Annotated in this window: 14 protein-coding genes; 7 read left to right on the forward strand and 7 right to left on the reverse strand. The window is 34.8% G+C overall.

Annotated elements, in window-relative coordinates; genetic code table 11:
- Positions 1-10: 10 nt before the first annotated feature.
- From HCB38_RS03650 to HCB38_RS03660, 3 genes are all read right to left on the reverse strand, one after another.
- Positions 11-757: an SMI1/KNR4 family protein gene (locus tag HCB38_RS03650; RefSeq protein ID WP_185637584.1), complete on the reverse strand. Its 747-nt coding sequence runs from the start codon at positions 755-757 to the stop codon at positions 11-13.
- A gap of 90 nt (positions 758-847) precedes the next feature.
- On the reverse strand, positions 848-1810 hold the full coding sequence (locus tag HCB38_RS03655; RefSeq protein ID WP_185318365.1) for a hypothetical protein: 963 nt from the start codon (positions 1808-1810) through the stop codon (positions 848-850).
- Between the two features lie 9 nt (positions 1811-1819).
- Positions 1820-3625: an HSP90 family protein gene (locus HCB38_RS03660; RefSeq protein WP_185637586.1), complete on the reverse strand. Its 1806-nt coding sequence runs from the start codon at positions 3623-3625 to the stop codon at positions 1820-1822.
- Positions 3626-3826: 201 nt separating this feature from the next.
- Here HCB38_RS03660 and fri point away from each other — a divergent pair, with 201 nt between their 5' ends.
- From fri to HCB38_RS03680, 4 genes are all read left to right on the forward strand, one after another.
- Positions 3827-4297, forward strand: coding sequence for a non-heme iron-binding ferritin Fri (gene fri / locus HCB38_RS03665; RefSeq protein WP_003761404.1), 471 nt, complete (start codon positions 3827-3829; stop codon positions 4295-4297).
- Between the two features lie 235 nt (positions 4298-4532).
- Positions 4533-4835, forward strand: coding sequence for a HesB/YadR/YfhF family protein (locus HCB38_RS03670; protein WP_185318367.1), 303 nt, complete (start codon positions 4533-4535; stop codon positions 4833-4835).
- Between the two features lie 114 nt (positions 4836-4949).
- Complete coding sequence (locus HCB38_RS03675) at positions 4950-6080, forward strand: MBL fold metallo-hydrolase (RefSeq protein WP_185637588.1); 1131 nt, start codon at positions 4950-4952, stop codon at positions 6078-6080.
- A gap of 9 nt (positions 6081-6089) precedes the next feature.
- Positions 6090-6317 (forward strand): DUF3006 domain-containing protein, encoded by a 228-nt coding sequence (locus tag HCB38_RS03680; protein WP_185318369.1) that lies wholly within the window; start codon positions 6090-6092, stop codon positions 6315-6317.
- A 197-nt stretch (positions 6318-6514) separates the two neighbouring features.
- Here HCB38_RS03680 and HCB38_RS03685 read toward each other — a convergent pair whose 3' ends face one another.
- Together HCB38_RS03685 and HCB38_RS03690 are read right to left on the reverse strand one after the other, a co-directional pair.
- Positions 6515-7732, reverse strand: a complete 1218-nt coding sequence (locus tag HCB38_RS03685; protein ID WP_185318370.1) for a CynX/NimT family MFS transporter — start codon at positions 7730-7732, stop codon at positions 6515-6517.
- Positions 7729-8418: a FadR/GntR family transcriptional regulator gene (locus HCB38_RS03690; RefSeq protein WP_185318371.1), complete on the reverse strand. Its 690-nt coding sequence runs from the start codon at positions 8416-8418 to the stop codon at positions 7729-7731. Before HCB38_RS03690 ends, HCB38_RS03685 begins: the two co-directional genes overlap by 4 nt.
- Positions 8419-8539: 121 nt before the next feature.
- Between HCB38_RS03690 and HCB38_RS03695 the strand changes: the two genes are divergently transcribed.
- A complete protein-coding gene (locus HCB38_RS03695; RefSeq protein WP_185637589.1) occupies positions 8540-9586 on the forward strand; it encodes an AI-2E family transporter in 1047 nt (348 codons plus the stop codon).
- A gap of 8 nt (positions 9587-9594) precedes the next feature.
- On the opposite strand, the gene HCB38_RS03700 is transcribed toward HCB38_RS03695, so the two are convergent.
- Complete coding sequence (locus HCB38_RS03700; RefSeq protein WP_185318373.1) at positions 9595-10497, reverse strand: alpha/beta hydrolase; 903 nt, start codon at positions 10495-10497, stop codon at positions 9595-9597.
- 19 nt (positions 10498-10516) lie between these two features.
- Positions 10517-11338, reverse strand: a complete 822-nt coding sequence (locus tag HCB38_RS03705) for an alpha/beta hydrolase (protein ID WP_185318374.1) — start codon at positions 11336-11338, stop codon at positions 10517-10519.
- 157 nt (positions 11339-11495) lie between these two features.
- On the opposite strand from HCB38_RS03705, the gene HCB38_RS03710 reads away from it, so the two are divergent.
- Together HCB38_RS03710 and HCB38_RS03715 are read left to right on the forward strand one after the other, a co-directional pair.
- Positions 11496-11954 (forward strand): DUF4064 domain-containing protein, encoded by a 459-nt coding sequence (locus HCB38_RS03710; RefSeq protein ID WP_185318375.1) that lies wholly within the window; start codon positions 11496-11498, stop codon positions 11952-11954.
- 95 nt (positions 11955-12049) lie between these two features.
- The gene (locus HCB38_RS03715) at positions 12050-12274 is read left to right on the forward strand and encodes a hypothetical protein (RefSeq protein WP_185318376.1); all 225 of its coding nucleotides are present in this window, start codon (positions 12050-12052) and stop codon (positions 12272-12274) included.
- Positions 12275-12418: the final 144 nt, after the last annotated feature.

The following is a 12418-nucleotide window of genomic DNA, read 5'->3' on the forward strand; positions in this document are numbered from 1 at the left end:
GAATTCCTCCTTATTCCCACTCTTTATATAATTCAGTAGTAGCACTTTGATCTATTCCATCACTGTCCTTAAGCATCGCGAAAATCTTTTCCACAAGTTCAGGAACAAGTTTTCTCCGGAAATAGAGCAATTGATTTTCAAAGGATTGATAGACGACTATATTATAAGGGATTTCGTTTTTTTGAAGTAAACAAATGAGTGTTTCTAAATACCATGTTTTATCTGGATAATCCTCTAATAACTCTAGTAATTGCTTGGTTTTTTTGACATTACTTGAAGCAAGAATTTGGTCTAGTTTTTTTACTGGAAATTGTTCGGCGAAATCTACTGGAAAAGGGCTGAAATATAGCGCCTCCAAAAACTCAGCCATGTTTTCCGCAACAACTAGCGTTTGTAGCGTTTCAAAATCTACATATATAATGCTTGGCAGGGACCTATTATCTGCATAGGAAAAGCCGATATAGCGCGATTCATCTCGGTGAAAATAAACTTGCTTGCCTGCGAGGTCGACATCATTTTGTTCCGGAATGTCTGTTAATAATTCATTTAAACTAGCTAAATAATAAATTTCCGCTACATCAAGACCATAAGAAGTTGGCTCGTTCGTTGGAAAATGGTTTTTTCGAATCAAACCACCATTTTGCGTCAAAAGCAGCTCTTTATATTCAGCTGGTAAGAATAAACCTAGTTCCGTTTCTTTTGCAGAAATCTCTTGCTCAGTTGCAGCGTTATTCCCGTTTCTAACCCAAATCGTCATCATCTTCAACTCCTTCCTGTATTATCCTAAAAAATACTAAATAGCGCAAATAAAAGAACATAACTAGAAAAACTAGCTATGTTCCAAATATTACTTCAAACGATCTTGATAAAAACTATTTTCATTTCGTGCATCAAATTTTGCTGTTAAGGTTTCGGCTAATTCCACCAAGTCTGCTTCTGTTTCACGATCCAAAAGAGGATAAGCAGCTTGTAAAAATAATAATCGATCTAGTCCGCTTTCTGACTTAAGGACGATTTCTTTATTCGTATCAATGACTTCTCTAGCCTTTTCAGCTTGGTTTGTAAGCACTAAATACTTAAGCAAGTGGCTAAGCGGTGCTATTAATGAACTTGCTTTCTCCACAAGAGGGTAACCTTTATCAAAACATTCTTGCGCCATTTTTTCATCACCAAGTTCTAAATATGCTAAAGCCATACTACCGTAAGTTAAATGAGGGACCTCTGCACAGCGCTGTTTTCCTTTAATAATTGGAGCAGCAGCTTTCTTCGCTTTTTCAAAATCTTTGATAAAACAGTAATAATGAACTTTATCATTTGTTTCGCAAGCAGAACAGTCATTTAAATAATCAGCTTTGGTGTTGTTCCATTTTTCAAAGAGTTCTTTTGCTTTGTCTTTTTCGCCCATTCGAATGGCAGCAAGGGTACAAACTTTATAGTAAGGGCGCAAGGAATAATTTTGCTGTTCGAATTTTACTTTCATATCATTCAAAAGCCCATCTATTTGCGCTTTGGATACTTCATCAAAAGTAGGAACATGTTCGCTAATCCATTTATATTTCCAAAGTAGATCGTAAGCGTCAATATATGTCGCATCTTCTTCCCATTTTTTTACTAACCAACTAAAGGCTTGCAATTGTTTTTTTGGAAATCCGGCAGTTAAACAAGTATCAATCAGCAAATCACGTGCCTCAATACCATTTTCTACATCGTTATACATATCTGCACTTGCAATGGCCCGTTCAAGAATTTTCACTTTTTCAGCATTGTCGTCCATGCCCCAAGCTTCTTCAATATCATTTAAATAATCCATTTTTTCCTCCTATAGCATTTCTAAGATTCGTAACATATTTTGATTCATTAATTTCATTTCTTTACGTTTAAGTGGATAATGTCCTAACAGTAATGCTTGAATATAAAGAACATTAACAATTACCGATAACTCATTAATAGATTTACCAGATGTGAACAGTTTTTTTATAAGCTCATTATCTAAATTTAAATACAAATGGGCAAGTGGAGCAGGGGCTTGTTCTTGCTGAATACTCTCTAAAATATCACTGAAAACAGAACTCGTTTCTTCTAATGAGCGTTCCAGTTCTCTGCTTGCCTGTGTAGCGGCAGAATGAATAAAAATAATAGGGAGCGTTTTGGGCTCAAAATGCTTAATCGTTATATCGGCATCAAATTCTGCCATCATTTTATTCATTTCAGCTAAGATTGGTTGATAGGTTATTTCTTCTTCAGCAGACATCGGTAACAATTTGTTGGTGATTTCTTCGGGTTGAATTAAAATAAATTCGGCTTCATCAACTAAATGATTTAGCATTGTTAAAATTGGTGTATCGTAGGAGTAACCGCCATTAATCAATGTCATACCACTAGAGCGAGCAATATCAGTTATCTGTCTAAAATCGTCCACCGAAAAAGTATAGTAGATTGTCGTCGTTTCTTTCATTATATCTGCTAATTTTTCTTCACCATTCAAAGTTTTAAACGGCAGATAAGAATAAATTAATTTTAAAAATGGGGCATCTTCACTAGCTAAAGCTTTAAAACCAAGATAATGTGTCGATAATAATTTTGTTAGCGCGCTCTCAGGTAACGTTTCAATTCCTTTTTTTAACGCCACACCTAGCTCCTCAGATACGATTTCTAGGCGCTCATTTTTATAAAAAGATTCCCGTGAAGCGACTGGCTGAAGCTCATCTGTCCAAAGTATACATTCAGCAAAAAAAGCCCATTTAGGAAGAACGTTATTCGCTTCGCTCGTCACATACATATTGTTTAAAAATACCGTTTGTTTGCGAACCGCATTCATTTGTACTGTATAAGGAATCATAAAAGCAATGCCAAAAGTACGTCCAGATTCATTTTCAATTAAGAAATAATCGTGAAATCGTGTGCCGAGTAAATGTTCCCCGTAGCGAAGAATTTGTTCTCTCGAAAGACTGAACAATATTTCTTTATTAGCAAATTGTTTGGTCCATGAGTTGATCTCTTGTTCATAACCATCTGTTTCTATTAAAATGGCGCTTTCTAAAGAAGAGCCGTATTTTTTTAATGTATTAATCAAGTATTCTGTTTCCTCGCATTCAGGGTGTTCAATCATATCAGGACGTAACCGTAAATAAACTTGAGTACCAGGTTCGCGTTTTTCGGTTGTAATCTTACGGACGGAATAAGTACCATCCGCTTTTCCATGCCATTCGGTCGTTTCTCCGTTTTTTTGTGAGGTAGAAATCATCACAATCTCATCACTAACAATAAAACAAGAAAGTAAACCAATTCCAAATCGACCAATAAAATCATTGGTATCTTGACCGTCAAAGTTTTTTTCACCTTTAGATGAATTAGCAATAGTTGCAAGGAAGGCATGGACTTCATCTTCCGTTAAACCAATTCCATTATCCTCTAAAATTAACGTTTTGTTGTTTTTTTCACCAGATAATGAAACATGGATTTTTCCATTTAAAGTAGGTTCTATTTTTTTCCTAGCTCTAATTGCATCTGTAGCGTTCTGTAATAATTCGCGAATATAAACATCTTTTTCGTCATACAGATGATTAGAGAGAATGTCAATCATACCAGCCAAGTTCACCTGAAAGCGGTGAGAATAATTTTCCATTGTCTATCCTCCTAGTTGTGTAAATCTCATTTTTATTCTATCATAAAAGAAGCGATAAATAATGAGAAAGCAGTAATAAATGTTTAAGAAATTGTGTGAGTGGTAAATACTTTGTGATGGTTTCCACACTGGACATTGGTCTGGGAATAGATTATACTTATTATTAAGTGATAATCATTATAAAATAGGAGGAAGATAATTATGAAAACAATTAACTCAGTTGACACAAAGGAATTTTTGAATCACCAAGTAGCGAATTTAAACGTATTCACAGTAAAAATTCATCAAATTCATTGGTATATGAGAGGTCACAACTTCTTCACTTTACATGAAAAGATGGATGATTTATATAGCGAATTCGGCGAACAAATGGATGAAGTAGCAGAACGTTTACTAGCAATCGGCGGAAGCCCATTCTCGACTTTAAAAGAGTTTTTAGAAAATGCAAGTGTGGAAGAAGCACCTTATACAAAACCTAAAACAATGGATCAATTGATGGAAGACTTAGTTGGGACATTAGAATTACTTAGAGACGAGTACAAACAAGGTATCGAGTTAACTGACAAAGAAGGCGATGATGTAACAAACGATATGCTCATTGCTTTTAAAGCTAGCATTGACAAACATATTTGGATGTTCAAAGCCTTCTTAGGAAAAGCTCCATTAGAATAAGATGCAATAAAAACTGTGTGGGATTTATTTCTCACACAGCTTTTTTTATTCCGAATCTGTTATAGTACAATATCCTTATTTTGTGGTTGTTTTAATACATGATGGTTTGAATTTTAGTAGAAAGAGGTATACTAATTGCATAACAAAAAGCAGAAAAAGTGAAATTCGATGTAAAATCTGCTATTCTTGAGTAATAATCAACACGTACAAAAAATGGAAACGAGGAGTGAAAAGTATGAATATCGAGGTAACGGACCAAGCAAATAAATGGTTTCATGATGAGTTTGATGTAGCTAATGGTAATGGAATCCGACTTTTTGCCAAATATGGTGGTTCTAATAGTTCCTTGCATCCTGGTTTCTCTATCGGTTTAGCTGCCGAAAAACCGCAAGAAGCAGCAGTCGCTGAGAAAAAAGAAGACTTAATTTTCTTCATTGAAGATCATGATTATTGGTATTTTAAAGACCACGACTGGAAAATTGATTATGAACCAAAAACGGAAGAAGTATCCTTTTCCTTTAAAGAAAAAGTGAAATGAATCCAAGATAAATTGCCGTATGTAAATCGATTTTGATTTCATGCGGTTTTTGTTTTAAAGACTTTACTGTTCTCTATTCCTTTGCTATTCTACTAAGAGAGCAGGAGGAGAAAGATGAGAAAGAAATTAGTAATTTGTATTAGTTTAATCGCGATATTTTTAAGTGGTTGTAGTTTTTCAGAACCATCTACTAAACCATCTAACGTCACAGAAAAAACCTTAAATGGCGCGAGCTTTACTTTTTTTGATGTTGGTCAAGGGGACAGTACACTTATTCAAGCAGAAGACGGTACGACTATTTTGATTGATACTGGCCGACAAGATGATGACCGGATTTTGACTTATTTAAAAGAGGCGAATGTAAAGAAAATAGACCTGTTATTACTAACCCACCCACACGCAGACCATATCGGTAATGCGGACAAAGTAATTGCTACATACAAGCCAAAAGAAATTTGGATGGATGGTTTAACTTTTTCTAGTAGTATTTATGAGAAAGTAATTGACGCGGCATTAGCATCAGATGCGAAATACAAAGAACCAAGACGCGGCGAAAAAGCAACTTTTGGTCCGTTCAATCTAGAAGTTTTAAGTCCTGATAAATTGGAAAACGACGCCAATAATGATTCCATTGCAGTAAAAATGACATACAAAGACATTTCCGCCATTTTTACAGGTGATGCAGAAAAAGGCCGTGAAAGAGAAATGGTAGATAGTGGCGCTAATTTAGAAGCAGATATTTTAGACTTAGGACACCACGGCTCTTCCACATCCAACCAGCCATTTTTCCTAGATAAAGTGAAACCTCAAGTGGCGGTCTACTCCGCTGAAATGGCCAACAGTTATGGACATCCACATGTAGAAGTATTGGAATGGTTAAAAGAACGAGATATTAAAACTTACGGAACAGATGTGAACGGAACAATTACAATCGAAACTGACGGTGAAAAAATTCATCTCCAAACCGAAAAAAATGGAACACCCAAGCCTGGTAGCAGCTATAACAAAGAAAATAATACACAAAAAACAGAAGATGCAACATCAGAAGAATTACCAGATAGTATTAATTTGAATACAGCAACAAGTGAAGATTTACAATTATTACCACTAATAGGACCAGCGCTTGCAGAAAAAATTATTGCCGAACGACCATATCAATCCATAGATGACTTGAAAAAAATTAACGGCATTGGTGATGGCATTGTGCGCCAAATTAAAGAACAAGGCCTTGCCGTAACAAAGTAGGTGATGAGGGTGAAAAAAGCAATTTTAGATCGGATAGAAGATGGGAAAGCAGTTTTTCTAGTAGAACCAAACCAGACAGAATGGCAATTAGATAAAGAAAAGCTTGATTCATCCATAAAAGAAGGGGATGTAGTCACTATTTCAGAAACTAATGAAATAACGAAACATCCCCAAGAAACGGAAAAAATAAAAAATAGGATTGCAGAAAAGTTAGAAAGACTAAGAGGAAAAAACTGAGAAAAACTTTTTTAAACTCTCATGAAATTATCATCTTTCTTTCAGCACATTCTTTTTTTGAAAAGTTATTATATGTATAAGCTAACAACAAGCAAAACATTTTCATTTCTTTCCCTTTTTAGAATGAAAATCCCAAACTCCCTTTTAGCTAGTGCGGTTTACTCCCTTTTTCCGCACTAGTTTTTTTATGCGCAAAATCACTTTTTCTGTGGAAAGAGAAATTTATTGCGTCCAGCATCTAGGCCGCAATATAACATAAGTAGGGTAATGCCGATTAGAACATATAATGTTGGTTGCCAACTGCCGAGAGCATCATGGAGTGTACCAAATAATATTGGACCGGAAGCAGCAAACAAATAACCTATTGATTGCGCCATTCCGGATAAATCCGCCGATTCGGTAGCGCTTGTTGTTCGCAAATTAAAGAACATCATCGAAAGACTAAATGACATCCCCGAACCAATCCCATATAAAATAATCGCAGTAGCTAAAATAAATAGATTACCAGAAGCGAACATAATCCCAAAAATCCCAATCATAAATAATAAAACAGAAATCCCAACGAGCAATTGCTGATTTTTCATCCGTCCAGCTATAATGGGAATAATAAAAGTAATTGGCATAACAGCAAATTGCATTAGTGAAAGCATAAGACCGCTGGAAGTACTTGATAAACCTTGATCTGCTAAAATATTCGGTAACCAAGCAATCGAAATATAAAAAATTGCGGACTGCGATCCCATGTACAATGAAATTTTCCAGGCAAGAGGAGACTTCCACACCGAAGTAGTAACTAAATGTGTTGCAATTTTTTCTGAGCTACGTTGATTATACTTTAACTGTGGGAGCCAAATAACTAAAGCTATAACACCTAATACTGCCCAAAAAATCATACTCCCATGCCAGCTAAATTTATTATTCATTGCTATCGGCACAGTTAAACCAGCAGCAAGCGCCGCACATAAATTCATCGAAATCGAGTAGACTCCTGTCATTAATCCTAATTTAAAAGGAAACTCTTTTTTAATCAAACTAGGTAAAATGACATTTCCAATTGCAATAGCAAGACCAATCATAAATGTTCCAGCGAATAAATAGAATTCTCCTCCAAAAGGTCGAAGTAAACTACCAATAACAAGCGTTAAAAGTGCAATAAAAATAAGTACTTCTATTCCAAATAAACGACTTAATCTCGAAACAAAAGGAGACAATCCAGCAAAAGCAAGAAGTGGTATTGTCGTTAGTAATCCTGCCATAGTATTGGTTAAATGTAAATCTGATTGAATCATTCCAAGCAAGGGACCAACTGATGTAATAGGTGTACGCAAGTTTGCTGCAATTAAAACAATACCCAAGATAAGCATTACCTTACTTGAACGAGTAAGGATTTTTTTATTTGTTAAATCGGAATTCATTTGTTATCTCCATTCTTAGCAGCAATCTGTTTGAAGAGCGTGATATACTCAGTTACTTCATGTGCTGCTCCTTCTTTATCGTGTTTTTCGATAGCTGATACAAGTGTTTCATGTCCATTATGTTTATTTACAGCAGGATTCATCTCAGTTGTACTCGTTATCGAAAACTGTATTTCCTCTAAAATATTTACATACATATCTAACAATAAATCATTATGTGCCGCCTTTACAATTGTTAGATGAAGAGCTGAGTCAGCTTTTATAAAGGCTGTTACATCATTATTCTTAGTAGCTAAATAGCAGAGTTGCTGATATTTTTTAAGCGTTTTTAAATCTTCACCTGTACGCCGTTCACAAGCTAAAATAACTGCTTCTCGGTCTAGTGCGTGCCTCATTTCTAGAATTTCTTGAACAGAGGACTCTCGCACACGTTTTTGCAAAATAGCATGAAGCTCACTATTATTACGTACAAAAGTTCCGTCTCCTTGCTTCGTTTCAAGTAAGCCAATATGAGCTAGCGCACGAATTGCTTCCCGTAAAGTATTTCGACTGATGCCAAACTGAGTCATTAAATCAGCTTCTTTAGGAATGCGTTCGCCAATTTTCCAAGCACCACTAGTAATTTCAGCTTTTATTTGCTCATAGACTTGTTCAGCTAAAGATTTCCGCTCGATTTTTTCTACCATAAAAAAACGCCCCTTTCTAAAGGTAGGATGATTGGTTCTATTCTACAGAAGAAAATTTTTTTTGTAAACCCTATTTTACTAATTTATGATAAAATGAAGAAAGAAAAGGGCTGGTGAGGAAATGAATTGGTTGGAGAAATTAAAAAAAAATGACACAGCAAGACGGGTGCTCGTGTTTATTCTTCTAGGCATTGTACTATATTTACTTAGGAGCATGATAGATTTAATATTATTAACATTTATCTTTGCATTTTTAGTTACGCGATTAGAAAATGTGATTTTAAAAAGAATACGAATACCACGAAAATTAATTGTTATCGTTTTATATTGTTTAGTAGCCATGTTTTTATACATAGCAATTGTACACTTCTTACCAATTTTAATTGACCAGATATCGCAACTTGTAGACTCGCTTGTAAAGATTTATAATAATCCAAGTGATAATACGATTGTGCAGTGGATTGTCGGATTTTTGAAAGAATCGAATATTCAAAAATACCTTCAGACTGGCGTTGACTTTATTATTGCTTCTCTTTCAGGAATCGGCTCGGTAGGATTATCGTTTTTCTTAGCTTTAATCCTTAGTTTATTTTTCTCTTTAGAAAAAGAACGGGTCACTTCTTTTACTGGGCAATTTTTAACAAGTAAAGTTGGCTTTATTTTTAAAGAAGCAGCATTCTTTGGGAAAAAATTTGTTGCGACCTTTGGGGTAGTACTAGAGGCTCAATTGATGATTGCACTTGTTAACACAGTTATTACTACCATAGCACTTTATTTAATGAATTTTCCTCAACTACTTAGCTTATCCATAATGGTGTTTGTATTAGGGTTAATTCCCGTTGCTGGTGTAATTATCTCGTGTGTTCCACTAGTGCTTATTGCATACTCAGTTGGTGGCTTTCAAGATGTCATTTATATCTTAATTACGGTAGTTATAGTGCATGCGATTGAAACATATATTTTAAACCCAAAACTAATGTCTTCAAAAACGAATTTACCTATATTTTACACATTTGTCATCTTAATTTTTTCAGAAACGTTTTTCGGTGTGTGGGGGTTAATAGTTGGGATTCCGATATTTGTATTTTTACTAGATATTTTAGATGTACGGAATTCTGAAGATATTCAAAAACGAACTATATTTGGACGTAAGAAAAAAGTAGATTAAGCTAATGCTTAATCTACTTTTTCAGTTCCCCATAAATAATTAGCTACTTTAGCATCTACATCTGTATTTTCATGTAGTTTGCTATGAGCTGCATTTTTTCCTGTAAAGGTTTTTTCCTCGTAACTTTTGACTTGTCCTTCAAAAATGAATTTACCAGAGAGTGCGCTTGCGACCGATACGCTACCATCGCTTTTAGTTCCATCTAATGTATCTCCAGCAATATTCAATACTTGTAAATTAGTAGGAATGTTTGGCTTGTTTTTCATAAACTCACTATAACGCTCGGAGGTCTGTTTTGGTCCTTCATCCGTTAAATCATAGGCAGTCACACCATTATCACCAATAACTAGCCCATTAAGTGGGGCGCCAATTAAAACTAGTTTTTCAAGAACGGGGTAAGATTTATCATTACCAACTTTCCCAATATAACTCGTTAGGCTAACTCCGCCCATTGAATGCCCAATTGCATCTACTTTTTCAATATGATAATTATTTTTCAACTCTTTCATCACATTTTGTATCCACTGAGCTTGATTCACCATTGAACTTTTATTATCTTCAAAAATGACTTGGATAGTTGGATTGTGACTAAATTTATCGTAACTTCCTTTTGTGCTAACACTCCCATCAGTGGCAACAGTCATGACAAGCGACTCTGTTACAACACCATCCTCAGCAAGACGATTAATCATGCCTTTAAATGAATTAGCAGTTCCTGAATAACCATGAACAAAAAGCGTAGGTACAGCGATTTCTGAGACTGGATTATTCGTTTTTTTGGAAGATTTTTGTGCAGTAGCATTAGTAGATTCTTTAGCAGCTTTTTTAGTAGGTTCAAATTGAAGAAAAATTATCCCGAAGCCTGTAATTATAATGGCTAAGATGATAATCGTGAGTATAACTTTTTTCATTCGAAACATCCTTTATCTTTTATTTCTGTCCCCATAAAAATTGACCGACATACTTATCAACGACAGTAGATTCGTGCATACTACTATGGGTTGCTTGAGGTCCTTTAATAACATGAGTAATGACTTTTTGATGAGCAAATAATTTTTGACCATATAAAACACTATCTAATTTGACTTCGCCGTCACTATTTGAACCGTCTTCTAAGTCGCCACCAATAATCATAATTTCTGTGTTAGCTGGTAATACTTTGGCCATTTTTTGAGCAAAATTAGCATGCACATTATTGGCATTTTTAATATCTACTTGTTGATCACCATTTACATATTCTTCTGGGTAAAATGGGACTGCTAAGAAAACAATTTTATTTACTTGTGGATAAGATTTATTTTTTTCATAAGATGCTAAATAGGCTACCCAAGCACCGCCACCCATTGAATGACCAACTGCATTAAATTCTTTAATATCATAATTTTTTTGTAAATAGGCCATTACTTTTTTTGTCCACATAGATTGCTGTGGAAGAGTTGCTCGGTTATCTTCAAAAACAATATTAATTAACGGATTTTTTTCGTTTTTACTATAAGTACCAGTAGTAGAAATGTTTCCGTCTGGACTTACATTTACTGTTAATGACTCTGTGCCCCACTTATATTTTTGGTCAAAGCGTCGTATCATTCCATGAAGTGAGCGATCAGTTCCTCGGTAACCATGTATAAATATAGTTGGAATAGCATCATTAGCTGCTTTTGGATATGTCGTGTTAATTGTAAATAAAATAAAAATTGCTCCAACTAAACACCCTAAAGGTAAGATAATGGAGAAGAACACGCGCTTTAGCATTATTTTACGCCCCTTTAAAATTCGTTATGAACAAATTATACATTTTTTTAAAGCAAAACGCACGACTAGTCTTCTTTTTCTAATATTTAAATAGTTTATTCTCACTAAAACATATAGTATACTGGAAAAATAAGCGAAGAAACGGAGGCATATTTTCATGATTAAACGAACTGGTGAGATAGTTCTCGCTATTATTGGTCTTATTCTTAGTGTACTTATGCAAGCAGCTATTGCTGTTATTGGTCTATTACTAGTAAATGGTTCAAAAGGAAAAGAAGGCTTAACGACCTATTACAATAATTACTACCAAACAGTTACTGAATGGGAAATCCCTAAAGAAGATATACCGGACCCGGACCGTATCTTTGATTTTGTACATACATTATCTTGGACGGCACTTTCTGGTGGAATAATCACCTTAATTGTTGGAGCAACAGGTATTTACTATATTATAAAAAATAAAAACCCGATACTTGCTGGATTTTTATTTCTAGCAGCCGGTATTGTGTCACTTTTATCCACTGCACTTATTGGTTTCATTCCTGCTTTACTTTTTGTTATTGCAGCCATACTATGTTTTATCCGTAAACCCAAAAGTACTTTTTCTGGATTCTAATTATTGAAACGAGTTTGCATGATGCAAACTCGTTTTTGTTTTAGCTCTCTTTTTTTAGGGAATAAAATAGTGGATTTCAAGAGGAGGTTATTAGTGTGAAAAATAAAGTAGGTATTATTGCAGGAGCCGTTGCTGGTGTAATAGCTTGTGCTGCGATTTATGTGGTAAAAAAACAACAGCCACCCACGCCTTTTGATGAAGTAAACGATATTAGAACACGCTATGCAGACAAAGAAATTTCAGAAACGGAGCTTGAGGAAAACAATATGATTTCTGAAGGCGGGGTTTCATCTCTTCAATATGAAGAAAAAATAAAATAGTCAAAAAGCAGTTTGTATCTTGTGTTACACGAGAGGCAAGCTGTTTTTTGTTCGTTAAACATCCCTTCATATGTTATCCTTTAGTTAGACAATAGGACTCAAGTTGTAGGTGAATTTCCTTCTACAGTGGGTTCTTCTACTTGA

The sequence above is a fragment of the Listeria farberi genome, assembly GCF_014229295.1.
Taxonomy (GTDB): domain Bacteria; phylum Bacillota; class Bacilli; order Lactobacillales; family Listeriaceae; genus Listeria; species Listeria farberi.

Coding starts and splice junctions, on each gene's coding strand:
- HCB38_RS03650 (WP_185637584.1), bottom strand. CDS start 757: ATGACGATTTGGGTTAGAAACGGGAATAACGCTGCAACTGAGCAAGAG.
- HCB38_RS03655 (WP_185318365.1), bottom strand. CDS start 1,810: ATGGATTATTTAAATGATATTGAAGAAGCTTGGGGCATGGACGACAAT.
- HCB38_RS03660 (WP_185637586.1), bottom strand. CDS start 3,625: ATGGAAAATTATTCTCACCGCTTTCAGGTGAACTTGGCTGGTATGATT.
- fri (WP_003761404.1), top strand. CDS start 3,827: ATGAAAACAATTAACTCAGTTGACACAAAGGAATTTTTGAATCACCAA.
- HCB38_RS03670 (WP_185318367.1), top strand. CDS start 4,533: ATGAATATCGAGGTAACGGACCAAGCAAATAAATGGTTTCATGATGAG.
- HCB38_RS03675 (WP_185637588.1), top strand. CDS start 4,950: ATGAGAAAGAAATTAGTAATTTGTATTAGTTTAATCGCGATATTTTTA.
- HCB38_RS03685 (WP_185318370.1), bottom strand. CDS start 7,732: ATGAATTCCGATTTAACAAATAAAAAAATCCTTACTCGTTCAAGTAAG.
- HCB38_RS03690 (WP_185318371.1), bottom strand. CDS start 8,418: ATGGTAGAAAAAATCGAGCGGAAATCTTTAGCTGAACAAGTCTATGAG.
- HCB38_RS03695 (WP_185637589.1), top strand. CDS start 8,540: ATGAATTGGTTGGAGAAATTAAAAAAAAATGACACAGCAAGACGGGTG.
- HCB38_RS03700 (WP_185318373.1), bottom strand. CDS start 10,497: ATGAAAAAAGTTATACTCACGATTATCATCTTAGCCATTATAATTACA.
- HCB38_RS03705 (WP_185318374.1), bottom strand. CDS start 11,338: ATGCTAAAGCGCGTGTTCTTCTCCATTATCTTACCTTTAGGGTGTTTA.
- HCB38_RS03710 (WP_185318375.1), top strand. CDS start 11,496: ATGATTAAACGAACTGGTGAGATAGTTCTCGCTATTATTGGTCTTATT.